28 protein-coding genes and 1 pseudogene are annotated in these 25,689 nt (G+C 72.5%); 17 read left to right on the top strand and 12 right to left on the bottom strand.

Features of this window, described 5'->3' with window-relative positions:
• Window positions 1–57 precede the first annotated feature (57 nt).
• Complete coding sequence (locus AC07DU_RS03650) at window positions 58–849, bottom strand: transglutaminase family protein (protein WP_479109439.1); 792 nt, start codon at window positions 847–849, stop codon at window positions 58–60.
• Window positions 846–1,832 (bottom strand): GNAT family N-acetyltransferase, encoded by a 987-nt coding sequence (locus AC07DU_RS03645; RefSeq protein ID WP_479109437.1) that lies wholly within the window; start codon window positions 1,830–1,832, stop codon window positions 846–848. The genes AC07DU_RS03650 and AC07DU_RS03645 overlap by 4 nt, the downstream gene beginning before the upstream one ends.
• A 117-nt stretch (window positions 1,833–1,949) precedes the next feature.
• On the opposite strand from AC07DU_RS03645, the gene fdxA reads away from it, so the two are divergent.
• Window positions 1,950–2,279, top strand: a complete 330-nt coding sequence (gene fdxA / locus AC07DU_RS03640; RefSeq protein ID WP_030713714.1) for a ferredoxin — start codon at window positions 1,950–1,952, stop codon at window positions 2,277–2,279.
• 150 nt (window positions 2,280–2,429) lie between these two features.
• Window positions 2,430–3,527, top strand: coding sequence for a succinyldiaminopimelate transaminase (dapC, locus tag AC07DU_RS03635; protein WP_479109435.1), 1,098 nt, complete (start codon window positions 2,430–2,432; stop codon window positions 3,525–3,527).
• A 75-nt stretch (window positions 3,528–3,602) separates the two neighbouring features.
• On the opposite strand, the gene AC07DU_RS03630 is transcribed toward dapC, so the two are convergent.
• Window positions 3,603–3,965, bottom strand: coding sequence for an ATP-binding protein (locus AC07DU_RS03630; RefSeq protein WP_360900702.1), 363 nt, complete (start codon window positions 3,963–3,965; stop codon window positions 3,603–3,605).
• A 246-nt stretch (window positions 3,966–4,211) separates the two neighbouring features.
• Complete coding sequence (locus AC07DU_RS03625) at window positions 4,212–5,150, bottom strand: hypothetical protein (protein WP_479109433.1); 939 nt, start codon at window positions 5,148–5,150, stop codon at window positions 4,212–4,214.
• 86 nt (window positions 5,151–5,236) lie between these two features.
• Between AC07DU_RS03625 and dapE the strand changes: the two genes are divergently transcribed.
• Both dapE and AC07DU_RS03615 read left to right on the top strand, forming a co-directional pair.
• Window positions 5,237–6,316, top strand: coding sequence for a succinyl-diaminopimelate desuccinylase (gene dapE, locus AC07DU_RS03620; RefSeq protein ID WP_453373471.1), 1,080 nt, complete (start codon window positions 5,237–5,239; stop codon window positions 6,314–6,316).
• Window positions 6,317–6,380: 64 nt separating this feature from the next.
• On the top strand, window positions 6,381–7,199 hold the full coding sequence (locus tag AC07DU_RS03615; RefSeq protein WP_360903447.1) for an LOG family protein: 819 nt from the start codon (window positions 6,381–6,383) through the stop codon (window positions 7,197–7,199).
• 84 nt (window positions 7,200–7,283) lie between these two features.
• Here AC07DU_RS03615 and folP read toward each other — a convergent pair whose 3' ends face one another.
• A complete protein-coding gene (gene folP, locus AC07DU_RS03610; RefSeq protein WP_453288160.1) occupies window positions 7,284–8,144 on the bottom strand; it encodes a dihydropteroate synthase in 861 nt (286 codons plus the stop codon).
• A gap of 76 nt (window positions 8,145–8,220) precedes the next feature.
• Here folP and AC07DU_RS03605 point away from each other — a divergent pair, with 76 nt between their 5' ends.
• Together AC07DU_RS03605 and AC07DU_RS03600 are read left to right on the top strand one after the other, a co-directional pair.
• Entirely contained in the window at window positions 8,221–8,583 is a 363-nt protein-coding gene (locus AC07DU_RS03605; RefSeq protein WP_453373473.1) for a DivIVA domain-containing protein, read from the top strand.
• On the top strand, window positions 8,580–9,158 hold the full coding sequence (locus AC07DU_RS03600) for a DNA-3-methyladenine glycosylase I (RefSeq protein ID WP_479109431.1): 579 nt from the start codon (window positions 8,580–8,582) through the stop codon (window positions 9,156–9,158). The genes AC07DU_RS03605 and AC07DU_RS03600 overlap by 4 nt, the downstream gene beginning before the upstream one ends.
• 26 nt (window positions 9,159–9,184) lie before the next feature.
• Here the strand turns inward: AC07DU_RS03600 and chcB are convergent, their stop codons facing one another.
• The gene (gene chcB, locus AC07DU_RS03595) at window positions 9,185–9,988 is read right to left on the bottom strand and encodes a 2-cyclohexenylcarbonyl CoA isomerase (protein WP_360903459.1); all 804 of its coding nucleotides are present in this window, start codon (window positions 9,986–9,988) and stop codon (window positions 9,185–9,187) included.
• 333 nt (window positions 9,989–10,321) lie between these two features.
• On the opposite strand from chcB, the gene AC07DU_RS03590 reads away from it, so the two are divergent.
• Entirely contained in the window at window positions 10,322–10,489 is a 168-nt protein-coding gene (locus AC07DU_RS03590) for a DUF3117 domain-containing protein (protein WP_003966491.1), read from the top strand.
• A gap of 131 nt (window positions 10,490–10,620) precedes the next feature.
• Here AC07DU_RS03590 and AC07DU_RS03585 read toward each other — a convergent pair whose 3' ends face one another.
• The gene (locus AC07DU_RS03585) at window positions 10,621–11,283 is read right to left on the bottom strand and encodes an O-methyltransferase (RefSeq protein WP_360903462.1); all 663 of its coding nucleotides are present in this window, start codon (window positions 11,281–11,283) and stop codon (window positions 10,621–10,623) included.
• Between the two features lie 178 nt (window positions 11,284–11,461).
• Between AC07DU_RS03585 and sigE the strand changes: the two genes are divergently transcribed.
• The 5 genes from sigE to AC07DU_RS03560 all read left to right on the top strand — a co-directional run bounded on the left by sigE (window position 11,462) and on the right by AC07DU_RS03560 (window position 15,793).
• Window positions 11,462–12,241: an RNA polymerase sigma factor SigE gene (gene sigE / locus AC07DU_RS03580; RefSeq protein ID WP_392050377.1), complete on the top strand. Its 780-nt coding sequence runs from the start codon at window positions 11,462–11,464 to the stop codon at window positions 12,239–12,241.
• On the top strand, window positions 12,238–12,894 hold the full coding sequence (locus tag AC07DU_RS03575) for a zf-HC2 domain-containing protein (protein ID WP_479109429.1): 657 nt from the start codon (window positions 12,238–12,240) through the stop codon (window positions 12,892–12,894). Before sigE ends, AC07DU_RS03575 begins: the two co-directional genes overlap by 4 nt.
• 96 nt (window positions 12,895–12,990) lie before the next feature.
• Entirely contained in the window at window positions 12,991–14,295 is a 1,305-nt protein-coding gene (locus AC07DU_RS03570; protein ID WP_479109427.1) for a S1C family serine protease, read from the top strand.
• Window positions 14,296–14,413: 118 nt separating this feature from the next.
• Window positions 14,414–14,866 carry a sec-independent translocase gene (locus AC07DU_RS03565; protein ID WP_479026962.1) on the top strand — a complete coding sequence of 151 codons (453 nt, stop codon included), beginning with the start codon at window positions 14,414–14,416 and terminating at the stop codon, window positions 14,864–14,866.
• A gap of 201 nt (window positions 14,867–15,067) precedes the next feature.
• Entirely contained in the window at window positions 15,068–15,793 is a 726-nt protein-coding gene (locus tag AC07DU_RS03560) for a hypothetical protein (protein WP_360903474.1), read from the top strand.
• A gap of 96 nt (window positions 15,794–15,889) precedes the next feature.
• Here the strand turns inward: AC07DU_RS03560 and AC07DU_RS03555 are convergent, their stop codons facing one another.
• From AC07DU_RS03555 to AC07DU_RS03545, 3 genes are all read right to left on the bottom strand, one after another.
• Window positions 15,890–17,050 (bottom strand): Mrp/NBP35 family ATP-binding protein, encoded by a 1,161-nt coding sequence (locus AC07DU_RS03555; protein WP_360903477.1) that lies wholly within the window; start codon window positions 17,048–17,050, stop codon window positions 15,890–15,892.
• A gap of 42 nt (window positions 17,051–17,092) precedes the next feature.
• Window positions 17,093–17,671 carry a DUF1003 domain-containing protein gene (locus AC07DU_RS03550; RefSeq protein ID WP_453373492.1) on the bottom strand — a complete coding sequence of 193 codons (579 nt, stop codon included), beginning with the start codon at window positions 17,669–17,671 and terminating at the stop codon, window positions 17,093–17,095.
• 106 nt (window positions 17,672–17,777) lie between these two features.
• Entirely contained in the window at window positions 17,778–19,049 is a 1,272-nt protein-coding gene (locus AC07DU_RS03545) for a magnesium transporter MgtE N-terminal domain-containing protein (RefSeq protein ID WP_360903480.1), read from the bottom strand.
• 220 nt (window positions 19,050–19,269) lie between these two features.
• Here AC07DU_RS03545 and AC07DU_RS03540 point away from each other — a divergent pair, with 220 nt between their 5' ends.
• Window positions 19,270–20,061, top strand: coding sequence for a hypothetical protein (locus AC07DU_RS03540; RefSeq protein ID WP_479026966.1), 792 nt, complete (start codon window positions 19,270–19,272; stop codon window positions 20,059–20,061).
• Window positions 20,062–20,445: 384 nt separating this feature from the next.
• Here the strand turns inward: AC07DU_RS03540 and AC07DU_RS03535 are convergent, their stop codons facing one another.
• Both AC07DU_RS03535 and AC07DU_RS03530 read right to left on the bottom strand, forming a co-directional pair.
• The gene (locus AC07DU_RS03535) at window positions 20,446–20,958 is read right to left on the bottom strand and encodes a hypothetical protein (protein WP_479109425.1); all 513 of its coding nucleotides are present in this window, start codon (window positions 20,956–20,958) and stop codon (window positions 20,446–20,448) included.
• A gap of 31 nt (window positions 20,959–20,989) precedes the next feature.
• Window positions 20,990–22,105 carry a magnesium and cobalt transport protein CorA gene (locus AC07DU_RS03530; RefSeq protein ID WP_360903489.1) on the bottom strand — a complete coding sequence of 372 codons (1,116 nt, stop codon included), beginning with the start codon at window positions 22,103–22,105 and terminating at the stop codon, window positions 20,990–20,992.
• Between the two features lie 377 nt (window positions 22,106–22,482).
• Between AC07DU_RS03530 and AC07DU_RS03525 the strand changes: the two genes are divergently transcribed.
• The 4 genes and pseudogenes from AC07DU_RS03525 to AC07DU_RS03510 form a co-directional block, all read left to right on the top strand.
• Window positions 22,483–23,067: a suppressor of fused domain protein gene (locus AC07DU_RS03525; protein ID WP_479109423.1), complete on the top strand. Its 585-nt coding sequence runs from the start codon at window positions 22,483–22,485 to the stop codon at window positions 23,065–23,067.
• Window positions 23,068–23,136: 69 nt separating this feature from the next.
• Window positions 23,137–23,796 carry a DUF6758 family protein gene (locus AC07DU_RS03520; RefSeq protein WP_360903495.1) on the top strand — a complete coding sequence of 220 codons (660 nt, stop codon included), beginning with the start codon at window positions 23,137–23,139 and terminating at the stop codon, window positions 23,794–23,796.
• Window positions 23,797–24,029: 233 nt separating this feature from the next.
• Window positions 24,030–24,893: a PHP domain-containing protein gene (locus AC07DU_RS03515; RefSeq protein WP_360903753.1), complete on the top strand. Its 864-nt coding sequence runs from the start codon at window positions 24,030–24,032 to the stop codon at window positions 24,891–24,893.
• A gap of 73 nt (window positions 24,894–24,966) precedes the next feature.
• A pseudogene (locus AC07DU_RS03510) lies at window positions 24,967–25,566 on the top strand (MarC family protein); the annotation flags it as partial.
• Window positions 25,567–25,689: the final 123 nt, after the last annotated feature.

The raw sequence follows: 25,689 nt of genomic DNA, 5'->3' as shown, positions 1-25,689 counted from the left end.
CCCCGCCCCCTTCGATTCTGAGGGGGGCGGGGCGGCGGCGTCAGTTCAGCGGGCGCGTCAGTTCAGCAGCGCACGCGCGGAAGCGGCCTCGCCGCGGATCCGCGCCGCCGCGCCGGCGTCCACCGCGGCCACGATGTCGGCGTACGCCTCCAGCTCGGCCGCGCCCTCGCGGAAGGCGCCCCGTTCCACCAGCAGCCGCGCCCGCTCGTACCGCAGGGTCGCGGGGTGTGACGGCAGCAGCAGCGACAGCTCCACCGCCCACAGGGCCACCCCGGACTGTTCCGGGCGGGTGGCGGCCCAGGCCCGGATGTTGGTCAGGATCCGCAGCACGACGTCCAGCGTCCGGGCCGGTGTCCGCGGGCCCGCCGCCAGCTCCGCCGGCCCCGCGCCCAGGGACGCGCCGCCCGCGAAGGGGTCCACCACCACGCCTTCCTCCGGGTCCCCGAAGCCCACCACGAAGTGCCCCGGCAGACCGAGCCCGTACACCGGCGCCCCCGCCCGCCGGGCCACCTCCAGCCAGACGACGGACAGCAGGATCGGCAGCCCGCGCCGGCGCCGCAGGACCTCGTGCAGCAGCGAGGACGACAGCCGGTCGTAGTCCGCCGGGGTGCCGTGGAAGCCGAGGCGCCCGCCGAGCAGTTCGCTCACCGCCGAGGCCCACGCCCGGGCGCCCCGCAGCCCGTACGGCAGCATCCCGGCCAGCCGGTCCAGCTCGATCTGCGCCCAGTCCATGGCGCGTTCGTCCAGTTCCGGGTCCGCCTCCGCCGCCAGCAGCAGGCACAGCAGCGCCAGGTCCGGCCGCTCCGACCGGGCCTCCGCGGCGAACTGCTCCCGCCAGACGGACGTCACGCCGCCGCCCGGTAGTGGTGGTAGGCGTGGTGCGTCGCGAAGCCCAGCCCTGCGTACAGCGCCCGCGCGCCCGCGTTGTCCGTCTCGACCTGGAGCCAGCCCGCGGACGCGCCCTCCTCCAGGGCCCGCCGGGCCAGCGCGGCCATCACCGCCGTCGCCAGGCCCTCCCGCCGGGACGCGGGATCGACCGTCACCGCCGCGAAGCCGGCCCACCGGCCGTCCACCACGCACCGCCCGACGGCCCGGCCCCCGGGCAGCGCCGCGAACCACACCGACGGCCCCGCGACCAGCATCCGCCGGGCCAGGTCCGGGTCGGTGACCTTGCCGTAGCGCCCGAGCCACTCCCCGTCCGGGACCCGGGTCAGACGTACCTCCCCGGCCGCGGGCGCGTCCACGTCGGCCACCGGCGCCAGCGCCCCGGTCCACACCTCCGCCGACACCTCGGCGGCCCAGCCGCGCCGCTCCAGCTCGGCGCAGAGCAGCTCCTGCGTGCCGGCGGCGCCCGTCGCGGCCTGCACGTAGGCGGGCAGTCCCCGCTCCGCGTACCAGGCGCTCACCCGCGCGAGTGCGTCGTCCAGCGGTATCCCCGGATCGCCGAGGGGGAGCACCGAATTGGCCCGCCGGGTGAAACCGGCGGCCGCGCGCAAGGTCCACTCGCCCAGCGGCTCGCTCTCCAGCGGCTGCCAGGACCGCGCGGCGACGCGCGCGAGCTCCTCGAAGGAGGCCGCGGGACCCCGCCGCCGGGCCGGCGCCGGGGGCACGGTCTTGCCCGCGACCAGGGAACCTTCCGCGATCCGGACGCTCTGCCCGTTCTTCTTTGTGATCAGGAGCACACCCTCGGTCCAGGATGTGAGCACCCCGACCGTGTCCGTGAATTCGGGTGATCCGCTCACTCCGGCCTCCACCCGTCGTACAGAGACTCGTTTACCCACGTCAGATGGGGTAATTCGGACCTCCAGCCGTCCACCGGCAGTGAATTCCACAGCTCTGTCCGCCCCTCCTGTTCGGATCGTGCCCGGGAACGGAGATACTAGGGGCGGGCATCGACGACGCCGCGCTCCCGCGCGATATGGAAAGCCCTACCGAGGAGGAACGAGAGCGTGACCTACGTCATCGCGGAGCCTTGTGTCGACGTCAAGGACAAGGCATGCATCGAAGAGTGCCCGGTCGACTGCATCTACGAGGGCCAGCGGTCCTTGTACATCCACCCGGACGAGTGCGTCGACTGTGGTGCGTGTGAGCCGGTCTGCCCGGTCGAGGCCATCTTCTACGAGGACGACACTCCGGAAGAGTGGAAGGACTACTACAAGGCGAACGTCGAGTTCTTCGACGAGCTCGGTTCGCCCGGTGGTGCCTCCAAGCTGGGCCTGATCGAGCGTGATCACCCCTTCATCGCTGCGCTGCCCGCCGGCATCAACGGCGAGCACTGACCTACACGGCAGTAGCGCCCCTCGGTCCCGTACGGCCTGCCCGCCGCACGGGGCCGAGGCGTTTTCCGCCCCGCCTACGCCCGCCGTACGTCCCCCTCGCGGTCCGTACCCCGCACGCGCAACCAGCACTCAGAGAGAGCAGAGACCACCGTGGCCGCAGTTTCCGACCGTCTTCCCGCCTTCCCCTGGGACAAGCTGGAGCCGTACAAGGCCACGGCGGCGGCCCACCCCGACGGCATCGTCGACCTGTCGGTCGGCACGCCCGTGGACCCGGTCCCGCAGCTGATCCAGCGCGCCCTCGTCGAGGCCGCCGACTCGCCGGGCTACCCCACGGTGTGGGGCACGCCCGCCCTGCGCGACGCGCTCACGGGCTGGGTGCGCGGCCGCCTCGGCGCGAGCGCCGCCGGACACCGCAACGTCCTGCCCGTCGTCGGCTCCAAGGAACTGGTGGCATGGCTGCCGACCCAGCTGGGACTGGGCCCCGGGGACAAGGTCGCGTACCCCCGGCTCGCCTACCCCACGTACGAGGTCGGCGCGCGGCTGTGCGGCGCCGAGGCGGTCGTCTACGACGACCCAACGGACCTCGACCCGGCCGGTGTGAAGCTGCTGTGGCTCAACTCCCCGTCCAACCCCACCGGGCGGGTCCTGTCCCGGGAGGAGCTCGTGCGGATCGTGGCCTGGGCCCGCGAGCACGGGATCCTGCTCTTCAGCGACGAGTGCTACCTGGAACTGGGCTGGGAGGCCGAGCCCGTCTCCGTCCTGCACGACGAGGTCTGCGGCGGCTCGTACGAGGGGATCGTCGCCGTCCACTCCCTGTCCAAGCGGTCCAACCTGGCCGGCTACCGCGCGGCCTTCATCGCCGGTGACGCCGCCGTCCTCGGCGAGCTGCTGGAGATCCGCAAGCACGGCGGCATGATGACCCCGGCCCCCGTGCAGGCCGCCACGGTGGCCGCGCTCGGCGACGACGCGCACGTCGAGGAGCAGCGCGTGCGCTACGCGGCCCGCCGCGCGGCCCTGCGCACGGCCCTGGAGGCGCACGGCTTCCGGGTCGAGCACAGCGAGGCGAGCCTCTACCTGTGGGTGACCCGCGACGAGCCCTGCTGGGAGACGGTCGCCCACCTGGCGGGCCTCGGCATCCTGGTCGCCCCGGGTGACTTCTACGGCGAGGCGGGCGTGCGGTTCGTACGGGTCGCCTTCACCGCCACCGACGAGCGCGTCGAGGCGGCGGTCAAGCGCCTCGCTGGCTGAGCCCGCCGTACACGCCCGAAGGGGCCGGGAGTGCGCACTCCCGGCCCCTTCGGGGTTCCCGCGGTCCTACGGTGATCAGCCGAGCGGCAGACCGCCCGGCAGACCGCCGCCCGGAAGGCCGCCACCCGGCAGGCTGCCGGTCAGCGAGCCGACCGGCAGGTCCTGCGCGGAGGGCACGGCGGGAAGGCCGCCGAGCAGCCCGCCCGCCTTGCCCGCCACGTCGGCGGCCGGAGCCGGCAGGGTCTGCGCGGCGGTACCCACGGCGTCCGTGGCCGTGGCCGAGGCGTCGGCGGTGTCCGGGGCGGTCAGGGTGCCCAGCTGCGGCACGGACTCCAGACCGGCGGCACTGGCCGCGCCGGCCGCACCGACCACGGGCGCTGCCCCGGCTGCGACGAGCAGCGCGGCACGGGCGATCCGGCGGGTCAGGGGGAGGGACATGTTGCTCCTAAGCGGTAGCGGCTGAGTACACCGTGACTAACCGCTCGCGGGGCGGGTGGAGTTGCGCCCCCCGTAGGTAAAGGATCGGTAACGCATCGTTTAATCGGCTTCCGCGACAAGCGCATTGGGCGCCGCCCACCTGCGCTTCTCTCCGTTCCCGGTGCTCGCGGCCCCCGAAATGATCACCCCTGCACGAGTGACGCCTCGTACGCGGATCCGGATCCGGTCACAGCACTGGTCACAGCATTAGCGGGCCAGGAAGATCCGCACCTCGCCCGGCGCGGCGTGGTGGGAGTCCACGGCGCTGCCCTTCGTCCCCGCGCCACTGGCGCGCCACCGCCCGCCGTCCTTGCCGGCCACCCAGCCCCGCGCGCCGTACGACACCCGGGATATGTCCAGCTCCTTCGCGTGGGCCACCGCCCAGTGGGCCATCGCCCGGCTGCGGCGCGAGGCCGCCTCCCCGCCGTCCCGCTTCTCCACGAGGGCGACCTCGGCCTCCCGGCCGGCCTCGGCCGGCTTCGCGGGCAGGGTGTGCAGCGCGTCCTTGCCGAAGATCCGGAACAGGCCGGCCCGGACCTTCTCCGGATCACCGGGGCCCCGGGGCGCGGGACCGCCGCAGTTCACCGAGCCGCCGCCGGCGAACGCCGCCGTCAGCACGGTCGCGTCCGGCTCGTGCTTCGCGTACGCCTGCGGGTAACCGCTGCGCTGCACCTTCTGCGCGGCCACCGTCAGCGGCAGCCGCGAGTACCCGGGCACCTCCACGAGGTGGTCGTAGAAGATCCCGGCCGAGTAGACCGGGTCCGTGATCTGCTCCGGGGTGCCCCACCCCTGCGAAGGGCGCTGCTGGAAGAGGCCGAGGGAGTCCCGGTCGCCGTGGTCGAGGTTGCGCAGCGCGGACTCCTGCATGGCGGTCGCCAGCGCGATCGTCACGGCGCGGTCCGGCAGGCCCTTGGCGACGCCGACGGCGACTATCGTCGCCGCGTTCGCCGCCTGCTCCGGGGACATCTCGTACGCCCCCTCGCCGCCCGCCGCATCCGCGTCCGCCAGGCAGAAGGGGGCGCCGCCCCCGCCGTTCGAGGCGCGCTGCACGGCGAAGTAGCCGATCACGGCCATGAGGACGAGCAGGCCCATGGCCGTACGGAGCAGCCTGCGGCGACGAGGACGGGGATCACGGGTCTCGGACACGCGGCCCACCGTACTTGAGGCATATGACGCGTCCACCGGCCGGACGCACGAGGCCCCGCCGCAGCCCGGGGCGTTAGGGTCGGACCATGCCCGAATCCGAGCTGGACCTCACCCTGGACGCCGCCGAGCTGACCGCCCGGCTCGTCGACATTCCCTCCGTGAGCGGCGACGAAAAGGTACTCGCCGACCTCGTGGAACACGCGTTGCGCGGCCTGCCCCACCTCACCGTGGACCGCCTCGGCAACAACGTCGTCGCCCGCACCCGCCTGGGCCGCGCCGAGCGCGTCGTCCTCGCCGGGCACCTCGACACCGTGCCCATCGCCGGCAACGTGCCGTCCCGCCTCGACGAGAACGACGTCCTGTGGGGATGCGGCACCACCGACATGAAGTCGGGCGTGGCCGTGCAGTTGCGCATCGCCGCGACCGTGCCCGAGCCGAACCGCGACCTCACCTTCGTCTTCTACGACCAGGAGGAGGTCGCCGCCGACCTCAACGGCCTCGGCAAGATCGCCGAAGCCCACCCCGACTGGCTGACGGGCGATTTCGCGGTCCTGCTGGAGCCCTCCAACGCCGAGGTCGAGGGCGGCTGCCAGGGCACCCTGCGCGTCCTGCTGCGCACCTCCGGCGAGCGCGCGCACTCCGCCCGCAGCTGGATGGGCTCCAACGCCATCCACGCGGCGAGCCCGATCCTGGCCACGCTGGCGGCGTACGAGCCCCGCAGGCCGGTCATCGACGGCCTGGAGTACCACGAGGGCCTCAACGCCGTCCGCATCGAGGGCGGCGTCGCCAACAACGTCATCCCCGACGCGTGCACGGTGACGGTCAACTTCCGCTACGCCCCGGACCGCAGCGAGGCCGAGGCGCTGGAGCACGTGCGCGAGGTGTTCGCGCACTGCGACATCGCCGAGTTCGTCGTCGACGACTCCTCGCCCGGCGCCCGCCCCGGCCTCTCGCACCCGGCCGCCGCGGCCTTCATGGAGGCCGTCGGCGGCCACGCCATGCCGAAGTTCGGCTGGACGGACGTCTCCCGCTTCAGCGCGCTGGGCGTCCCGGCGGTCAACTACGGCCCCGGCGACGCGCTGCTGGCCCACAAGGTGGACGAGCGGGTCGAGACGAAGGCCATCTTGCACTGCGAGGAACGACTCCGCGCCTGGCTGACCGCCTGAATTCCGCTCCCCGTCACCTTTGTGCGCCTAACCTGATCCAACGATCAGCAGGAGGGAGCACATCATGGGCAACCCCGAAGGCAACGCTCGCCGTCGGCCCGAGGAGCAGCAGCTCGGGCCGGTGCTGAGGAGGCGGGGCCAGGTGCAGGCGGGCAGTACGACGGACCAGCGGCTGCTGGATTCGGCCGGGCCCTCCGAGTGGGTGCACACCGATCCCTGGAGGGTCCTGCGCATCCAGTCGGAGTTCATCGAGGGCTTCGGCACGCTCGCCGAGCTGCCGCCCGCGATCAGCGTGTTCGGCTCCGCCCGCACCGCCCCGGGCACGCCCGAGTACGAGGCGGGCGAGCGGATCGGCCGCGCCCTGGTGGACGCGGGCTTCGCGGTGATCACCGGCGGCGGTCCGGGTGCGATGGAGGCGGCCAACAAGGGCGCCCGCGAGGCGGGCGGCATCTCGGTCGGCCTCGGCATCGAGCTCCCCTTCGAGCAGGGGCTCAACCAGCACGTGGACCTCGGACTGAACTTCCGGTACTTCTTCGTCCGCAAGACGATGTTCGTGAAGTACAGCCAGGGATTCGTGGTGCTGCCGGGCGGCCTGGGCACGATGGACGAGCTGTTCGAGGCGCTGACCCTGGTCCAGACCCGGAAGATCACCCGCTTCCCGATCGTGCTGTTCGGCACGGAGTACTGGAGCGGGCTGGTCGAGTGGCTGAGGAACACGGTGATCGCGCAGGGCAAGGCCTCCGAGTTCGACCTGCAGCTCTTCCACGTCACGGACGACGTGGAGGAGGCGGTCACGCTGGTCAGCAAGGAGGTCGGCGAGGGGACGAACGAACGCGCCGCCCGGGGCGCGACCGAGCGACTGGCCCGGGAGGCCGGCGACTAGTGCGGTGACCGGAAAGGTTCACCGCACTGGGCGGCATGCGACCGGGCGGGCGCCGAGCCGGCCCGCCCGGTCGGCCGTCTGCCCTCAGGCCAGGCCCCGGCGGGCGACCGCCGGTGGCCGGTGGCCCTGGATCGAGGCGACCATGTCGAGGATCTGCTTCGTCTCCGCCACCTCGTGGACCCGGTAGACCCGGGCGCCCAGCCAGGCCGAGACGGCCGTCGTGGCCAAGGTGCCCAGCAGGCGCTCCTTGACCGGCTTGTCCAGGGTCTCGCCCACGAAGTCCTTGTTCGACAGGGAGACCAGGACCGGCCAGCCCGTCGCCGTCATCTCGCCCAGTCGGCGGGTGGCCTCCAGCGAGTGGCGGGTGTTCTTCCCGAAGTCGTGCCCCGGATCGATCATGATCGCGTCCCGGCGGACACCGAGGGCGGCGGCCCGCTCGGCGAGACCCACCGTGACCTCCAGGATGTCGGCCATCACGTCCTCGTACTCGGTCCGGTGCGGCCGGGTGCGCGGCTCCACCCCGCCCGCGTGCGTGCAGACCAGGCCGGCCCCGTGGCGCGCCGCGACCTCCGCCAGCCGGGGGTCCACCCCGCCCCACGCGTCGTTCAGCAGGTCCGCCCCGGCCTCGCACACGGCCTCGCCGACCTCGTGCCGCCAGGTGTCCACACTGATCACCACGTCCGGGTGGCGGCGCCGCACCTCGGCCACGAAGCCGACCGTGCGCCGTGCCTCCTCGGCCGCGTCCACGTGCTCGCCCGGGCCCGCCTTGACCCCGCCGATGTCGATGATCGCGGCGCCCTCGGCCACCGCCTGCTCGACCCGGTCCAGCGCCGGCTCGTCGCGGAACGTCGCGCCCTGGTCGTAGAAGGAGTCCGGAGTCCGGTTGACGATGGCCATGATCACCGGCTCGTGGGTGTCGAACTCGCGCCTGCCCAGTCGCAGCATCCTGCTCTTTCCTCCTTCGGCGGCCCTCGCGCCTCGCTTGCGACCTTAACCTGGTGGCCGGAGTCTCTCAGGGGAGTTGATCGTGTTCTTCTTCTTGATGATCGCGCTGGTCGTGGTCGTGGCAGCGGTCACCCTCGCGGTGATCGGCGGCGGCTCGGAAGCCGTCCTGCCGGAAGCGGAGCCGGACCGGGTGGCGGACGGTCTGCCGGAGACCCGGCCCGTCGTACGGGCGGACATCGACGCCCTGCGGCTGCCGGTCGCGCCGCGCGGCTACCGGATGGCCGAGGTGGACGACGTACTGGAGCGCCTCGCGGCGGAACTGGCCGAGCGCGACGCCCGGATCGGGCAGCTGACGGCCGCCGTGGCCGCGGCCACCGCGGCGGGCGACCCGTCGGACGCGCCCGTGCGGACCGACCTCACCAAGGACGGTGAGCGGTGACCGGCCCGGTGGCGGGCCCGGACGGGTCGCTGCGGTGCCCCTGGGCGCTGTCCACGCAGGACTACGTGGACTACCACGACACCGAGTGGGGCCGTCCGGTCCACGGCGACGACGCGCTCTACGAGCGGCTGTGCCTGGAGGCCTTCCAGTCGGGGCTGTCCTGGCTGACGATCCTGCGGCGCCGCGAGGGATTCCGTAAGGCCTTCGCCGACTTCGAGATCGCGGCGGTCGCGCGGTTCGACGAGCTGGACGCGCAGCGGCTGCTGGCCGACGAGGGGATCATCCGCAACCGGGCCAAGATCGAGGCGACGCTGGCCAACGCCAAGGTCCTCGCCGGGTGGCAGCCGGGCGAACTGGACGCCCTGATCTGGTCCCACGCCCCCCAGGAGCCCGGACCGGCCCCGCTCACGGTCACGGAGGTCCCGGCGGTCACCCCCGAGTCCACGGCCCTCGCCAAGGCCCTGAAGAAGGCGGGCATCCGCTTCGTCGGCCCCACGACGGCCTACGCCCTGATGCAGGCCTGCGGACTGGTCAACGACCACCTGGCCGCCTGCGCCTCCCGCGACCCGGAGTAGACCGGGCCGCGGACCGGCGGAGGGGCTCAGCGGCCCAGGTACTTCGGCGGCTGCTTCGCGAGGAAGGCCTGGACCGCGATGCCGTGGTCCTCGGAGGCCCCCGCACGGGTCTGGAGGGTGTCCTCGTGGGCCAGGGCCTCGGCCAGGGAGTGGGAGGCCCCGTACGCCAGGGACTCCTTCAGCGCCGCGTACGCGACCGTGGGGCCGGCCGCCAGGGCGCGGGCCACGGCCTCGGCCTCGGCGTGCAGGGAGTCCGAGGGCACCAGGCGGTTGACGATGCCGAGCTCGTACGCCTCCTGGGCCTTGACCGAGCGCGGGAAGAGCAGCAGGTCCGAGGCGCGGGAGGCGCCGATCAGCCGGGGCAGGGTCCACGAGACCCCGGAGTCGGCGGTCAGCGCCACCCCGGCGAACGAGGTGTTGAAGGAGGCGGTGTCGGCGACGACCCGGAAGTCGGCCGCCAGCGCGAAGCCGAAGCCCGCTCCGGCCGCCACGCCGTTCACGCCGGCCACCACGGGCTTGGGCATCTCGGTGAGCGCCCGCACGATCGGGTTGTAGTGGTCCGCGACCGTGGTCATGGTCAGCGAGGAGCCGGTCTCGCGGTCCGACGCGAGGTTGCCGATGTGCTCCTTGAGGTCCTGGCCCACGCAGAACGCCCGGTTGCCGGCCGCGGTCAGCAGAACGGCCCGCACGGCGGTGTCCCCGGCCGCGGCCTGGACCGCGTCGCGCAGGGCGACCTTGGCCTCGGTGTTCATCGCGTTCATCGCGTCCGGACGGTTGATCGTGATGGTGGCGAGTCCGTCGGTCACTTCGTAGAGCACGCTGTCGGCCATGGCAGGGGGTCCCCCTTCGTCGCGGGCTTGGCTACCGGCCGGTACCGGCCGGTGCAAGGGCCAGCATGGCGGACCGGACGCGGCGCGGACATGTGATGTGTGTCAAAGAAAGCCGAGGGCCGTCGCGTGGTGCGGCGGCGAAGTATCGCAGGCCGGTCCCCGAAATGAGTGGTTTTGGCCGAGCGCGTTGCGCAAGCGTTCCCGTGCGATATTGGTCATCGGGTCCTGACATGCGGGATAATGGCTGGGAAGCAATGTGTTCGATGCCGGGTACTAGGCGCCTGAATGGGGCCGTCGGCTGACGATGAGCTGGTTTCAGGAAGGGGAACGAGCATGGCGGCCATGAAGCCGCGGACGGGCGACGGCCCGCTCGAGGTCACCAAGGAGGGGCGGGGCATCGTCATGCGCGTACCGCTCGAGGGCGGCGGTCGGCTTGTCGTCGAACTGACCCCTGATGAGGCGGACGCCCTGGGTGACGCCCTGAAGAAGGTCGTCGGCTAAGGCGCTGACCACACTTCTCCACCTGCATTCTCTGCGCTGCCCCGACCGCGAACCCGCGGCCGGGGCAGCGTTGCGTCGTGGCGCCCGACGTCGAACCGCGACGGGTCGAACCGCGACGGGGTGAGGCGGGCTCAGCGGCGCACGGCGCAGAGCAGCCCGTCGCCCACCGGCAGCAGCGCGGCCTCCAGGGCGGGGCTCTCCCGGACGCTGCGCAGCAGCTCGCGGACGCGGAGCACCTCCACCGGCTGGGCCGCGGAGTCGACCGTACGGCCGTCGGAGAAGACTCCCTCGAAGCACACGAGTCCCCCCGGGCGCAGCAGCCGCAACGATTCAGCGAGGTAGTCGAGGGACTCCGAGGGGTCCCCGTCGCAGAAGACGAGGTCGTACCCGCCGTCGGCGAGGCGGGGGAGCACGTCGAGGGCCCGGCCGGGGATGAAGCGGGCGCGGTTGCCCGCGAAGCCGGCGGCGCGGAAGGCCTGGCGGGCGAAGGCCTGCCGGTCCGCTTCGGGATCCACCGTGGTCAGGACCCCGTCGGGGCGCATTCCGTGCAGGAGGTGGATGCCGGACACGCCCGTTCCGGTGCCGATCTCGGCGACGGCCTTGGCGTCCGCGGTGGCGGCCAGCAGGCGCAGCGCGGCCCCGGTACCGGGGGAGACCGAGCGCAGGCCCGCTTCCCTGGACCGGTCGCGGGCCCATCGCAGAGCGTCGTCCTCGGCGACAAACGCGTCGGCGAACGCCCAGCTCGTCTGCCGGTTGCCGCTAATGACCCTCTCCTGTCCCCATAGTTGGCGCAACGGTGACTGTATCCGTTGACGCCGGGAACCCGCAGATGGGACCGGGCGTTGTGAGGGGTGGAGGCGGGATAAGAGGGGACGGTGCCGGGCAGACCGGCGGCCGGGACCGCTCCGGGGTCTAAGTCTCGCGTAAAGATACTGCAAAAATGCTTATCCGGAGCTGACAGAGGGGGTGGCTATGGTAGGGACTCCACTGGACACCACCAGAGCCGATAGGGGAGGTGCGGCTGCGCCTGTGGATCGTGGAGGCGTGTTCAGACGCCTCTTCTGGTCGGCGGGTGAGCCGAAATCCGTGACCTACATTGCTGACCGCTTCCACACCGCAGACACCGCAACCACCGCGACCTTTGCCGCCGATGCGGGCTCTCAGGCGTGGACCCCTCCTTCATGGGAGGAGATCGTCAGCACGCACAGCGCGCGGGTCTATCGCCTTGCCTACCGTCTGACGGGCAACCAGCACGATGCCGAGGACCTGACCCAGGAGGTCTTCGTCCGCGTCTTCCGGTCGCTGTCCACGTACACGCCCGGCACGTTCGAGGGCTGGCTGCACCGCATCACCACGAACCTGTTCCTGGACATGGTCCGCCGCAAGCAGCGCATCCGCTTCGACGCGCTCGCCGACGACGCCGCCGAGCGGCTGCCGAGCCGTGAGCCGTCCCCGCAGCAGGTGCTGCACGACACCCACTTCGACGCGGACGTGCAGCAGGCGCTGGACACCCTCGCGCCCGAGTTCCGCGCCGCCGTGGTGCTGTGCGACATCGAAGGGCTGTCGTACGAGGAGATCGCCGCCACGCTCGGCGTGAAGCTCGGCACCGTGCGCAGCCGCATCCACCGAGGCCGTTCGCACCTGCGCAAGGCGCTCAAGCACCGGTCTCCCGAGGCCCGTGCCGAGCAGCGCGCGCTGGCGGGTGTGGCGATGGGCGCGCCCGGCGCCGGGGGAGAGGGCGGAACCGAGTGAGCGGAGTCAGTCCGTCTCCCGCCGAACAGCACCTGGGCGACCGCCTCGCCGCCCTGGTGGACGGGGAGCTCAAGCACGACGCGCGCGAGCGGGTCCTGGCCCACCTGGCGACGTGCGCCAAGTGCAAGGCCGAGGCCGATGCGCAACGACGCCTGAAGACCATGTTCGTGGAGAGCGCGCCGCCGCCGCTGTCCGCAGGGCTGCTGGCGCGGTTGCAGGGGCTGCCCGGCGCCGGCCCCGACGGTCAGGCCGGACCCGGGGGACCGCAGGGTCCCACCGGCCCGCAGGGCCCCGATCCCTTCCAGGCGTTCGCGTACGGGCTGCCCCTGGCCGCCCGGCCGCAGGAGCACGGCTTCCGCATCCACGAGGTCGGCCGGCCGCGCCGCCGGTTCGCCTTCGTCGCCGCCGGAGCCGTCTCGCTGGCCGCGCTCGCGCTCGGCGGCGCGGTCCCTCTGGATACCGTGGAGCCGAACGCCGGGGGCGGGGCCCCCGCGTCCCGGCCCGGCCCCGTCGTGCCCATGGCCGACGCGGTGGTCCGCGACCGCCTGCCCACCCCGGCGGCCGTCCCGACCCTCCTGCCGACCGTGGCGACCCTGCCGCCCCTGCACCCCGCACCGCCGAGCCCGGGCCGCCCCGTCTCCCTGCTGCGCTGAGCGCGGGGGTGTCCTGCCGCTTTGGCCGACCGGGAGGGCACCCCCGAGACCTGATTGAATCGGCGGCACATGCGCATAGGTACGCGGGGAGCGCCCATGGCCGACAGGCAGCAGACCGATCCGGCTCCGCAGTGGTGGAGCCGGCCCGAGGGCGCGGCCGACGGCCGCCGCGAAGGGGTTCCCGCCCCCAGGCCCGGAGGCGGGCCCGAGGATCCGGCCCCGGACCCGCCCCTCCCGTTCCGCGAAGCGCGGTACGACCCCTGGGGTGATCAGCCCCTCCAGGTCGTGGACCGGGGCAGGGTGGCGCGCGGGATCCGGCTGTGGCAGCTGGCGGCCTGCAGCGCCGCAGCCGCCCTGCTCGCCGGCGGCGTCGGCGGCTACGTCGGCGTGCTCGCCGAACGGCAGAGCAGCACCCGGCTGGAACTGCCGCAGGCCGCCGTGGCCGACAAGGGCCGGGCTCCCGACAGCGTGGCCGGCATCGCGGCCACCGCGCTCCCCGGGGTGGTGACCCTGCACGTGCGGGGCGAGAAGGGCGGCGGGACGGGCACCGGCTTCGTACTCGACCAGCAGGGGCACATCCTGACCAACAACCACGTGGTCGCCGACTCCAAGGAGATAGCGGTCACCTTCAGCACCGGCGAGAGCGTCACCGCCGAACTGGTGGGCCGCGACTCCGGCTACGACCTGGCCGTGGTCAAGGTCAGCGGGGTACGGGGGCTGCGTGCGCTGAGCCTGGGGAACTCGGAGAACGTGAAGGTCGGCGATCCGGTGGTGGCCATCGGCGCGCCCTTCGACCTGTCGAACACCGTCACCGCGGGCATCATCAGCGCGACCGGCCGCCCCGTCACGGCGGGCGGCGACAAGGGCGACGGCAGCGACATCAGCTACGTCGACGCCCTGCAGACCGACGCCCCCATCAACCCGGGGAACTCCGGCGGCCCCCTCCTCGACGCCAAGGCCCACGTGATCGGCATCAACAGCGCGATCCGCGGCGCGGACAAGGACGACCCCACCCGGCAGGGCGGCTCCATCGGCCTCGGCTTCGCCATCCCCATCAACCAGGGCAAGCGCGTCGCGGAGGAGATCATCCGCACCGGCCGCGCCACCCACCCCGTGATCGGGGTCACCCTCGACCTGGAGTACAAGGGCGACGGAGCCCGGGTGAGGGAGAAGGCCGAGGACGGCGCACCGTCCGTGACCGAGGGCGGGCCCGGGGCGCGCGCCGGGATCAAGCCGGGCGATGTGATCACCAAGGTGGACGGCCAGCGCGTCCGCGGCGACGACGAGCTGATCATCAAGATCCGGGCCCACCGTCCGGGTGACCGGCTGCGCCTCACGGTGCTCCGCGAAGGCCGCGAACGCACCCTGGACGTGGTCCTCGGAGCGGCGAACGGCTCATGAGCACCGGATGACGGGCGGGTGAAACCCCCACGGAGACGGCACGCAGGTATGGGCCCGAGGACAACGCCGGGTACCGTGTGTCGGGGCCCGAAGTGAGAGAGAGCCGAGGAGCGGCAAGGTGTTCAACGACATAGGCGCACTCGAACTTGTCACGATCGTCGTCCTCGGCATTCTCATCTTCGGTCCGGACAAGCTGCCCAAGGTCATTCAGGACGTCACGGGTGTCATCCGGAAGATCCGCGCGTTCTCGGACAGTGCGAAGCAGGACATCCGCTCCGAACTCGGCTCCGAGTTCAAGGACTTCGAGTTCGAGGACCTCAATCCGAAGACCTTCATCCGCAAGCAGCTCACCGAGAACGAGGACCTCAAGGAGCTCCGCAGCAGCTTCGACCTCCGCAAGGAGCTGAACGAGGTCAGCGACGCCGTCAAGGGCACGGAAACCGCCGCGGCACCGGCCGCCGCGGCCTCCCCGTCCGCCGCCACGCCGGTCGCCGGCGGCCCCGACCTGATGAAGAAGCCCGCTTCCCCGGCCCAGGAACAGCGGGCACGCTTCGACGCCGACGCCACCTAGACCCGGCAAACCCTTCCGGCCACAGCACCAGCCACTCTTCGCCGCCACATGGAAGACACCCCCCACGCCCAGCCTGCCCGGCTATCCGGGGTCGGATGGCTATCCTCCATCTGTCCGGACCGATGACGCCCAAGGCTGGGGGTCCCCCCGCGAGGCGAGGGGAGGGCCGTTCCGGACCCCACGGAACGAGAGGCCGCCCACATGGAGACGACGAGCAGTAGCCGGGTAGGAGCGCAGACCGCCGAGGCACCCGCCGACGCGCCCGCGCCAGACCCGCAGACGAGCCCGCAGACCCCGACGCAGCCGCAGGAGGCCGCCGCTCCCGTGCCGTCGGCCCGCCGGACCGCCGAGAAGTTCCGGGCGGCCGACTTCCCCTGGTACGGGCTGGACGGGGCCTTCACCGGCCCCCGCTGGCTCATGCAGGTCGCCGCGGCCGCCGACGGCACCGTGGAGCACGGCTCCACCGGCCACGGCGACGAACCCTCCGCCCGCGGCGAGATCGCCACCGGCGAGAAGGAGCGCTTCGCGGTGGTCATCACCGTGGCGAGCAACCCGCTGCGCCGCAGCGGCGACGGCACCGGCGTCCTGGAGGCCACCTCGGTCTCCTCGGCGGCCTGGCTCGCCGGCTCCGCGCTCCTGGCCTACAGCTGGCCCGGGCAGATGGACCACTCCCTGCGCGACGACTGGCTGGACCAGCAGACCGAGGCCGCGTGGGAACTGGCCGACGACCTCGACGGGGAGGACTGGTCGACGCTGTCGCTGCCCGTGGACGGCGAACCGACGCCCTTCCACTACCGCGAGTCGGAGTTCGGGTGGGTGCTCGCCGGTTCCACCGGCAGCGGGGTCCACCTGGGCGCCTACGGGCGGGGGATGAGCGCCTACGGGCTCGGGTTCTCCGTGATCACGGACCTCGGCGCGTACGAGTAGCGGTCCGGGTACGCGAAAGGGCACCGCTGGTCGGCGGTGCCCCTTCGTGCGGCCCGGTGCGGTGGTGCGGTGTGCGCACCCCGCCCGCAGCTCAGGTCAGAACTTGTTCCGCGGGGTGATGCCCAGCGACATGCCCGACAGGCCGCGGGCGCGGCCGCCCAGCTTGCCCGCGATGGCGCGCAGGGCCGCACCCGCCGGGGAGTCCGGGTCGGACAGGACGACCGGCTTGCCCTCGTCGCCGCCCTCGCGCAGCCGGACGTCGATCGGGATCGAACCCAGCACCGGGACCGTCGCGCCGACCGTCTTGGTGAGGCCGTCGGCGACCTTCTGGCCACCGCCCGAGCCGAAGACGTCCACCATCTCGTCGCAGTGCGGGCACGGCAGGCCCGACATGTTCTCGACGACGCCGACGATCTTCTGGTGGGTCTGCACGGCGATCGAGCCGGCCCGCTCCGCGACCTCGGCCGCGGCCTGCTGCGGCGTGGTCACGACGAGGATCTCGGCGTTCGGCACCAGCTGGGCCACGGAGATCGCGATGTCACCCGTACCCGGCGGCAGGTCCAGCAGCAGCACGTCCAGGTCGCCCCAGTACACGTCGGCCAGGAACTGCTGGAGGGCCCGGTGCAGCATCGGGCCGCGCCACACCACCGGCGCGTTGCCCGGGGTGAACATGCCGATGGAGATGACCTTCACCCCGTGCGCGGACGGCGGCATGATCATGTTCTCGACCTGGGTCGGACGGCCGTCCACACCCAGCATGCGCGGCACGCTGTGGCCGTAGATGTCCGCGTCGACCACGCCGACCTTCAGGCCGTCCGCCGCCATCGCCGCGGCCAGGTTGACCGTGACCGAGGACTTGCCGACGCCGCCCTTGCCGGACGCGACCGCGTACACGCGGGTCAGCGAGCCCGGCTTGGCGAAGGGCACCTCGCGCTCGGCGGTGCCGCCGCGCAGCGAGGCCGCCAGCTCCTTGCGCTGCTCGTCGCTCATCACGTCCAGCGTGACGGACACCGAGGTGACGCCCGCGACCTTCGCGACGGCCTCGGTGACGAGCTGGGTGATGGTGTCGCGCATGGGGCAGCCCGACACGGTCAGGTAGACCGTGACGGCGACCGCGCCGCCCTCACCGATCTCCACCGATTTGACCATGCCGAGCTCGGTGATCGGCCGGTGGATCTCGGGGTCGTTCACCGTCGCCAGGGCGTCCAGGATCGCGTCCTGCTCAGGCACGGCGGCGGAGCTTGTGTCGGTAGCCATGCCCCGATGGTACGGCTCGGTAGCACGGCTCAGGAAAGCCCGTCAGCGGTCGCCTTCATCACGTTCCGCGGGGAATAGACGCCGCTCGTCCATCTCCTTGATCAGGTCCTGGAACTCGGACCTGATCCAGTCACGCGTGGCGACCTCGCCCAGGCCCATCCGAAGGGCGGCGATCTCCCGGGTCAGGTACTCGGTGTCGGCGATGGAGCGCTCGTTCTGCTTGCGGTCCTGCTCCAGGTTGACCCGGTCGCGGTCGTCCTGCCGGTTCTGCGCGAGCAGGATCAGCGGAGCGGCGTAGGAGGCCTGGAGCGACAGCATCAGCGTCAGGAAGATGAACGGGTACTCGTCCCAGCGCAGGTCCTTCGGCGCGAAGATGTTCCACAGCACCCAGACGATGATGACGATCGTCATCCAGACGATGAACCGGCCCGTGCCGAGGAAGCGCGCCACCCGCTCCGAGAGCCGTCCGAAGGCCTCCGGGTCGTACTCGGGCAGCAGCCGCCGCCGCGCGGGCCGCGGCAGGTCCAGCCGCACCCTCGACCGCGTCAGCGCGCTCGACCCGGTGCTCGGAGCGGGCTTCCCGGCGCGCTCGGCGGAACGGTCGGCGGCCTCCGCCGCCAGCCCCTGCTCGCGCACCTGCGTCCGCGCCTGCTCGCGCCGCTCACGGATCTGCTCCCTGCGCCGCTCGCGCGCCTGCTCGCCGCGCCCCCGCTCGAAGCGCCCCCGGTCACTGGCCACGTACGGCCTCCTCGGAATGGAAGTCCGTCTCGCGCCAGTCGTCCGGCAGCAGGTGGTCCAGTACGTCGTCGACCGTCACCGCGCCGAGCAGCGAGCCGCTCTCGTCGACCACGGGCACCGCGACCATGTTGTAGGCGGCGAGATGGGTGGTCACCGCGGGCAGCGAGGCGTCCGGCCGCAGCGGCGGGAGGTCCGTGTCCACGATCGAGCTGACCAGGGTGAACGGCGGGTCGCGCAGCAGCCGCTGGAAGTGCACGGTGCCCAGGTACTTGCCCGTCGGCGTCTCGTCCGGCGGCCGGCACACGTACACCTGCGCCGCCAGCGCCGGCGACAGGTCCGCCTGCCGTACGCGGGCCAGCGCGTCCGCGACGGTCGCGTCCGGTCGCAGCACGATCGGTTCGGTGGTCATCAGGCCGCCGGCGGTGTTCTCCTCGTAGGACAGCAGTCGGCGCACGTCGGCCGCGTCGTCCGGCTGCATCAGCGTCAGCAGCCGTTCCTTGTCGTCCTCCGGCAGCTCGGACAGCAGGTCGGCCGCGTCGTCCGGGTCCATCGCCTCCAGGACGTCGGCGGCGCGCTCCTCCTTCAGCTTCCCGAGGATCTCCACCTGCTCGTCCTCGGGCAGCTCCTCCAGCACGTCCGCGAGCCGGTCGTCGTCGAGGGCGTTGGCCACCTCGGCGCGCCGCTTCGGCGTCAGGTGGTGCAGGACGTTCGCCACGTCGGCCGGACGCATCTGCTCGAAGGTGGCCACCAGGTTCTCGGCGCCCTGCCCGTGCTCCTCCAGCGAGAAGCCCGTCACCGCCGACCACTCGACGGTCAGGGTCTCGCCGCGCCGGCGCAGCGCACCCCCCTTGCCCTTCCGTACGAAGATCCGGTCGATCTCCCAGTCGCGGCGGGCCGGCAGCTGCTGGATGGCCACGTCCAGGACGGTGACCTCCTCGCCGCTGGCGACGAGGGTGACGCGCCGGTCCAGCAGCTCGCCCAGGACCAGCCGTTCGGTGGGGCGCTGCTCGAAGCGCCGCATGTTGATGACGCCGGTGGTGATGACCTGCCCCGACTCCACGCCGGTGACCCGGGTCATCGGCAGGAAGACCCGGCGCCGGCTGACCACCTCGACCACCAGGCCCAGCAGCCGGGGCGGGCGCCCGCCGACGCGCAGCATCGCGACGAGGTCGCGGACGCGGCCGACCTGGTCGCCGTTGGGGTCGAAGACGGGCACACCCGACAGATGCGAGACGAAGATCCGCGGGGCGCCTGCAACCATCCGAGCGCCTCCTTGAGTGTCGATCAGCAGTCGTGCCGACCTCAATCTAGCCCGTGCCGCGCGAAAGCGTCCTGGTGGGCGGTCCGGGTGGGGCCCGAGCCGGCGCCCGGCCGGGGGTTGGCCGGGGCCCGGCGTCAGCCGGGGGGCGCGGTCGCGGGGGGCGGCGTACGGGCGGGTACGCTGCCTGCTGCTTGCAGACGAACGACGAGAGGCACGGCCCGTGACCGCCTACTTCCCTGCCGCGCGGCTGCGCCGGGCCGCCTTGATCGGTGTGTTGTGCGCGGGCCTCGCCGTCACCGGTACGGGCTGTGGCGACGACCCCGACGAGGGCACGAACGGTGTCGGCAAGCTCTCCGCCGACAAGATCGAGGCGAAGGCGAAGGCGGCCGCCGCGGAGGCCGACTCGGTACACCTGTCCGGCACGCTGGTGAGCGGGGGCAAGTCCTTCACCCTCGACATGCGGCTGAAGTCGGACGGCGGCTCCGGCGAGGTGAAGTCGAAGGACGACACCTTCCAGCTGCTGCGGGTGGGCGAACAGCTCTACCTGAAGGCGAGCGCGGCGTTCTGGGGGCAGTCCGACTCGGCGGGCAAGCTCGGCGACAAGTACGTGAAGGTGCCCGAGGGCGACCCCTCCTACAAGCAGTTCCGCGGCTTCACCGACATGGACGTACTGCTGGACGGGCTGCTCGGCCTGGAGGGCAAGCTCGCCAAGGGCTCCTACACCAAGGTCGGGCACACGCGCGTGGTCCAGGTCACGGCGGACGCCGGCAAGGGCGGCAAGCTCTCGGTGTCGCTGGAGGGGACCCCGTACCCGCTGCTGATGGAGCGCGCGGGCGGGGCGGGGCGGGTGGAACTCGCGGAGTGGGGCAAGCCGTTCGCGCTCGACCCGCCGGCGCAGGACCAGACGGTCGACTACGGCTCCGAGCTGCCGACGACGAAGGAGAAGGACGGCGGCTCGGGGCCGGCGCCGTCCAAGGGGGCGGGGCAGGGGGCGAACCCCACGAAGCCGTAGCCCTGCGGGGCGGGGCGGTTGGTCTTGGCCCGGGCCGCGCTGTGTCGCGTGCCGCGCCGTTTTCCGTGCCGTGCCGTGCCGTGCCGTGCCGTGCCGTGCGGTGCCGTGCCGTGCCGTGCCGTGGGGTGCCGTGCCGTGCCGTGTTGCGTGGCGCGGGGCGTGCCGGGCTGCCGGGGTGCGGGTGGCCGGTTGCGTCGGGGTCGGGCGCGCGCCGGGGTGTCTCCTCGGGCGCCGAACGGTTCGGGGGGTCGGGGGGTGCGGCGGTGGTGTGTTCGGCGCCCTGCGGGGACACCCCGGCACACACCCGGCCCCGCCGCAACCGGCCACCAACCCGTCCCGCCGACGTCGGCGACCTGTGGGAAGCCCGGAGCTCGGTGGGGCGGGTCAGCCTCGGGAAGCTTTTTTGCGCTTGAGGAGGAGTTTCGGGAGGTGGGCCGGCATGGGGTGGCGGGTGAGGGCCGGGGAGGGGAGAGGGGCTGCGGCCAGTGAGTCGTCCGGGAGGGGGCCCACCGCCTGCGGTTCCAGGCGGAGCAGCCGGCACTCGCGCGCCCAGCGCTCGGTCATCTCCTCCGAGTCGGGCGCGTTCAGCCGCTTGCCCTTGAGCTCCGCGACGGCCGCCGCCCACTCCTCGCCGCGGGGCGCGAGCTCCCGTACCGTCGCCGTCCAGGCCACCAGCCGGCCGCCCTTGTCCTTGCTCCGTACGGTCACCACGCAGGCCGCGCCGTCCGCCAGCCCCGGGAACGGCTGCTCGCCGGGCCCGTCGCCCAGCACGTGGGCGGCGCCGTCCACCCAGGCGTGCCACAGGGCGCGGTCGGCCCCGGAGCCGCGGACCCAGATCAGGCCGGACTTCTTGGTGGCCTCCTCGACGAGGGCCAGGTCGAGCGCGCTGAGAGTCATGCGGACAGGGTAGGGGGTGCGTTCCCGGGCGCTACAGCCAGCCGTGGCGGCGCAGGGCGCGGTGGATGGTGAAGCAGATCCCGACGATCGAGGCCATCACCATCGGATAGCCGTACTTCCACTGGAGCTCGGGCATGTGCTCGAAGTTCATCCCGTACACCCCGCAGATCATCGTCGGCACGGCGATGATCGCCGCCCAGGAGGTGATCTTGCGCATGTCCTCGTTCTGGGCGACCGTCGCCTGCGCGAGATTGGCCTGGAGGATCGAGTTCAGCAGCTCGTCGAAGCCGACGACCTGTTCGTGCACGCGGGCGAGGTGGTCGGCGACGTCGCGGAAGTACTTCTGGATGTCCGGGTGGACCAGCCGCATCGGCCGCTCGCTCAGCAGCTCCATCGGGCGCAGCAGCGGGGCGACCGCCCGCTTGAACTCCAGCACTTCGCGCTTGAGCTGGTAGATGCGGCCCGCGTCGCCGCCGCGCGCGCTGCCCTTGGCGGGGGCGGCGAAGACCTCGCTTTCCACCTCGTCGATGTCGTCCTGCACGGCCGCCGCGACCGCGATGTAGCCGTCGACGACGTGGTCGGCGATGGAGTGCAGGACGGCCGAGGGGCCCTTGGAGAGGAGGTCCGGGTCGTCCTGGAGGCGGTGGCGCAGTCCCTTGAGGGAGCCCTGACCCCCGTGCCGGACGGTGATGACGAAGTCGGGGCCTGTGAAGCACATCACCTCGCCGGTCTCCACCACCTCGCTGGTGGCGGTCAGTTCGGCGTGGTCGACGTAGTGGATCGTCTTGAAGACGGTGAAGAGCGTGTCGTCGTACCGCTCCAGCTTCGGCCGCTGGTGCGCGTGCACGGCGTCCTCCACGGCCAGCGGGTGCAGACCGAAGGTGGCCGCGATCCCCGCGAACTCCGCCTCGGTCGGTTCGTGCAGGCCGATCCAGGCGAAACCGCCGTCCTCGCGGACCCGGCGCATCGCCTCACGCGGTGTCAGACAGGCGGATCCGAAGACCCGTCGCCCGTCGCGGTACACGGCGCAGTCGACCACCGCGCTGCTCGCCGACGGGTCGCGGGTGGTGTCGTAGCCGGGCTGTGCGGCGGTGGACTTGCGCAGGGACGGACGGACGGCCGCACGCAGGTAGGGCAGCATCGACATGGCAGGCTCCTTCGCGCGCACGGCCGCGGCCGTACGGGTGGGAGACCTTCCGGCGCTGCGGGCAGGCGGCCCCGGACAACCGGAAGGAACAGGACGGGAGGACAAAACGTTCTGCCGTCGCTCTTCTACTGATCAGGAGATCACAGGGGGCGCGATGCGCCCGGCAGGGAAGCGGAAGAGCGATTGGTACTGCACGATCGACTTCGATCCATCGCAGCCCCACCTCCTCCGGCCGGTCCCCCGTGAGGGACGTCCTGTCGTCCGGAGCCTTGAAACAACTCTTCTGCGTGCGGCCCGAACCAGCTGTCAACACTATCAGCCGACGACTGGTCAAGACCCGCCCTTTACCCTGCTGATACGAGTTCTATGCTCCATCCATGGCAGAAATTCTGGCCCTCGTCGAGTCCCGGCTGCGCACGGCGTTCGGTGACCCCGACGCCCGAGCCGCCGTCACCTTCCTGGGCACCGACCGCATCGAGGTACTCCGCTTCGCCGAGGGCGACCTCGTGCGGTACGCGACCCTCGGGATGTCCGCACACCCGATGACCGATCCGACCGCCGTGGTCGCCGACCCCGTACGGGGCCCGCGCGCCGAGCTGGTCCTGACCGTACGGGCCGGGCTGGCGGCCACCGACAAGCTGCTGAGGCCGCTCGCGGTGCTGGCCGCGTCCCCTCAGGTCGAGGGGCTGGTCGTGGCCCCCGGGGCCTCGCTGGACGTGGGCGGGCCGCTCTGGGACGGGGCGCCGTTCAGCTCCGTCCTCGTGGCGGAACCCGGCGGGCTGGTGGAGGACTTGGAGCTGGACGAGCCGATGGACCCGGTGCGGTTCCTGCCGCTGCTTCCGATGACGGCGAACGAGGCCGCGTGGAAGCGCGTCCACGGCGCGGCCGCCCTCCAGGAGCGCTGGCTCGCGCGAGGGACGGATCTGAGGGACCCCCTGCGGAGCGCCGTCGCGCTCGACTGACGGGACCGGCGGCCCGGATGGGCGAGCGCGCCTTGACGGGGGGCCGGGCGGGGAGGAGCGTGGTTCCTCATGAGGGGTGAACCAAGTTGCCCGAAGTGCGGTGGCCGGGTCAGGGCGCCCGGACTCTTCTCCGACTCCTGGCAGTGCGCCCTGCACGGCGCTGTCCACCCCCTGCAACCCGTCATCCCGCCGAGCGTCGAAGGTCTGGGCGTGATCGTGCACCGCGCCCGGGTGCCGGTGTGGATGCCCTGGCCGCTGCCGGTGGGGTGGCTGTTCACGGGGGTCGCGTCCGCCGGTGACGACCGCAGCGGGGGCCGGGCGACGGCGGTGGCCTGCTCGGGCCCCGGGCCGCTGGGCGGCATCGGCGAGCTGCTGCTGATCGCGGAGGAGCTGGGCGTCGGCCTGGGCGCGCGGTACGCGGGCATCGACGGCCCCGACCCCGGCTCGCACATCAACGTCTCCGCGCCGCCCCACGCCAAGGTGGTCGCGGCGGGCCGCCCGACGCCGCTCTGGCACGTCAACGGCGGCCCCGACGACCGGGCCGTCTTCGCCGGCGAGGCCCGGGGCCTGTGGCTATGGGCCATCGTCTGGCCGGAGCAGTCCGGCCTCCTGATGTACGACGAGCTCGTCCTCACCGATCTCCGCGACGCGGGAGCGGAGGTCGAGCTCCTTCCGTGCGGGGCCCTGAGCCCCCGCATCCTCGGGCCGGACCAGAGCAAGACGGCTTAGGCCGTCTCTTTCAGATCTTGTCGGCCGAGCCCGCGGCGTCTGGTGCCGTGCATGGCAAGGCGGAGGGGCGTGCCGCGTACTGGACGTACCCGGACGTCCCGACAACGCGGCCAGGTGCGGTGCCAGACGCCGCGGGCCCGGCAAGATCCGGAAGAGACGGCCTAGGGGGAGCGGGCTCCTTCGACCCGGTTATCCTGGAGTGTCCCCGTCCGTACGACCCATGGAGCCCGGCTGTGCGCATCGATCTGCACGCCCACTCCACGGCCTCGGACGGTACCGACACCCCCGCCGAGCTGATGCGCGCCGCCGCCGGTGCCGGGCTGGACGTGGTGGCGCTGACCGACCACGACACCGTGGCCGGGTACGCCGAGGCCGTCGCCGCGGTGCCGGCCGGGCTGACGCTGGTGACGGGGGCCGAGCTGTCCTGCCGCCTCGACGGCGTCGGGATGCACATGCTGGCGTACCTCTTCGACCCCGAGGAGCCCGAGCTCCACGCCGAGCGGGAGCTCGTCAGGGACGACCGGACCCCCCGCGCGCAAGCCATGATCGGCAAGCTCCAGGCCCTCGGCGTGGACGTCACCTGGGATCAGGTGGCGCGGATCGCCGGTGAGGGCTCGGTCGGGCGGCCGCACATCGCCACGGCCCTCGTCGAGCTGGGCGTCGTACCCACCGTCTCGGACGCGTTCACGCCCGACTGGCTGGCCGACGGCGGCCGCGCGTACGCCGAGAAGCACGAGCTCAACCCCTTCGACGCCATCCGCCTGGTCAAGGCGGCCGGCGGCGTCACGGTCTTCGCCCACCCCGCCGCCGTCAAGCGCGGCCGGTGCGTGCCCGAGGCCGCGATAGCCGAGCTGGCGGCCGCGGGTCTGGACGGCATCGAGGTGGACCACATGGACCACGACGCCGACACCCGGGCGCGGCTGCGCGGCCTGGCGGCGGACCTCGGACTGCTGACCACCGGGTCCAGCGACTACCACGGCAGCCGCAAGACCTGCCGTCTCGGGGAGTACACCACCGACCCCGAGATCTACGGCGAGATCACGCGCCGCGCGACCGGGGCCTTCCCGGTGCCCGGCGCCGGCGGACGCGCGCGCTGACGGCCGCTTTCCGGCCCGCTCCACCCGTCTCGCACCCCCTTCGCACCACCCCTCTCTCCTGCAAGGCATCACTGTGTTCGACTTCGCCGTCTTCGGATCCCTTTTTCTCACCCTTTTTGTGATTATGGACCCGCCCGGGATCACGCCGATCTTCCTGGCCCTGACCTCCGGCCGTCCCGCCAAGGTGCAGCGCCGCATGGCCTGGCAGGCCGTCTGCGTGGCCTTCGGCGTCATCGCCGTCTTCGGCGTCTGCGGCCAGCAGATCCTGGACTACCTGCACGTCTCCGTCCCGGCGCTGATGATCGCCGGTGGTCTGCTGCTCCTGCTCATCGCGCTGGACCTGCTCACCGGCAAGACCGACGAGCCGAAGCAGACCAAGGACGTGAACGTCGCCCTGGTCCCCCTGGGCATGCCGCTGCTGGCCGGGCCCGGTGCGATCGTGTCCGTCATCCTGGCCGTGCAGAAGGCGGACGGGGTCAGCGGGCAGGTCTCGGTCTGGGCCGCGATCCTCGCCATGCACATCGTGCTGTGGATCACCATGCGCTACTCCCTGGTAATCATCCGGGTGATCAAGGACGGCGGCGTCGTCCTCGTGACGCGGCTCGCCGGCATGATGCTCTCGGCCATCGCCGTGCAGCAGATCATCAACGGCGTGCTCCAGGTCGTGGGGGGGGGGGGGGGGGAGCCCCCCCCCCCCCCCCCCACACACCCCCCACCACCCCCCGATAGGGGGGGGGGAAGACCCATCGAGAAACTAGAAAGAAAAAAAAACAAAAAAAAAAAACAACACACCCAC

Source organism: Streptomyces sp. NPDC045695 (assembly GCF_056432025.1).
Note: the sequence above shows the minus strand (reverse complement) of the source record. Positions and strands in the feature narration are given on the sequence as shown.

Excerpts from the sequence above, each read along its gene's own strand:
- AC07DU_RS03530 (WP_360903489.1), bottom strand. The coding sequence starts at position 22,105 with ATGTCGATGCTGCCCTACCTGCGTGCGGCCGTCCGTCCGTCCCTGCGC.
- AC07DU_RS03555 (WP_360903477.1), bottom strand. The coding sequence starts at position 17,050 with ATGGCTACCGACACAAGCTCCGCCGCCGTGCCTGAGCAGGACGCGATC.
- AC07DU_RS03570 (WP_479109427.1), top strand. The coding sequence starts at position 12,991 with ATGGCCGACAGGCAGCAGACCGATCCGGCTCCGCAGTGGTGGAGCCGG.
- AC07DU_RS03630 (WP_360900702.1), bottom strand. The coding sequence starts at position 3,965 with ATGTCCCTCCCCCTGACCCGCCGGATCGCCCGTGCCGCGCTGCTCGTC.
- dapE (WP_453373471.1), top strand. The coding sequence starts at position 5,237 with ATGCCCGAATCCGAGCTGGACCTCACCCTGGACGCCGCCGAGCTGACC.
- AC07DU_RS03545 (WP_360903480.1), bottom strand. The coding sequence starts at position 19,049 with ATGGTTGCAGGCGCCCCGCGGATCTTCGTCTCGCATCTGTCGGGTGTG.
- AC07DU_RS03535 (WP_479109425.1), bottom strand. The coding sequence starts at position 20,958 with ATGACTCTCAGCGCGCTCGACCTGGCCCTCGTCGAGGAGGCCACCAAG.
- chcB (WP_360903459.1), bottom strand. The coding sequence starts at position 9,988 with ATGGCCGACAGCGTGCTCTACGAAGTGACCGACGGACTCGCCACCATC.
- AC07DU_RS03520 (WP_360903495.1), top strand. The coding sequence starts at position 23,137 with ATGAGGGGTGAACCAAGTTGCCCGAAGTGCGGTGGCCGGGTCAGGGCG.
- folP (WP_453288160.1), bottom strand. The coding sequence starts at position 8,144 with ATGCTGCGACTGGGCAGGCGCGAGTTCGACACCCACGAGCCGGTGATC.
- AC07DU_RS03560 (WP_360903474.1), top strand. The coding sequence starts at position 15,068 with ATGGAGACGACGAGCAGTAGCCGGGTAGGAGCGCAGACCGCCGAGGCA.
- sigE (WP_392050377.1), top strand. The coding sequence starts at position 11,462 with ATGGTAGGGACTCCACTGGACACCACCAGAGCCGATAGGGGAGGTGCG.
- AC07DU_RS03525 (WP_479109423.1), top strand. The coding sequence starts at position 22,483 with ATGGCAGAAATTCTGGCCCTCGTCGAGTCCCGGCTGCGCACGGCGTTC.
- AC07DU_RS03590 (WP_003966491.1), top strand. The coding sequence starts at position 10,322 with ATGGCGGCCATGAAGCCGCGGACGGGCGACGGCCCGCTCGAGGTCACC.
- AC07DU_RS03615 (WP_360903447.1), top strand. The coding sequence starts at position 6,381 with ATGGGCAACCCCGAAGGCAACGCTCGCCGTCGGCCCGAGGAGCAGCAG.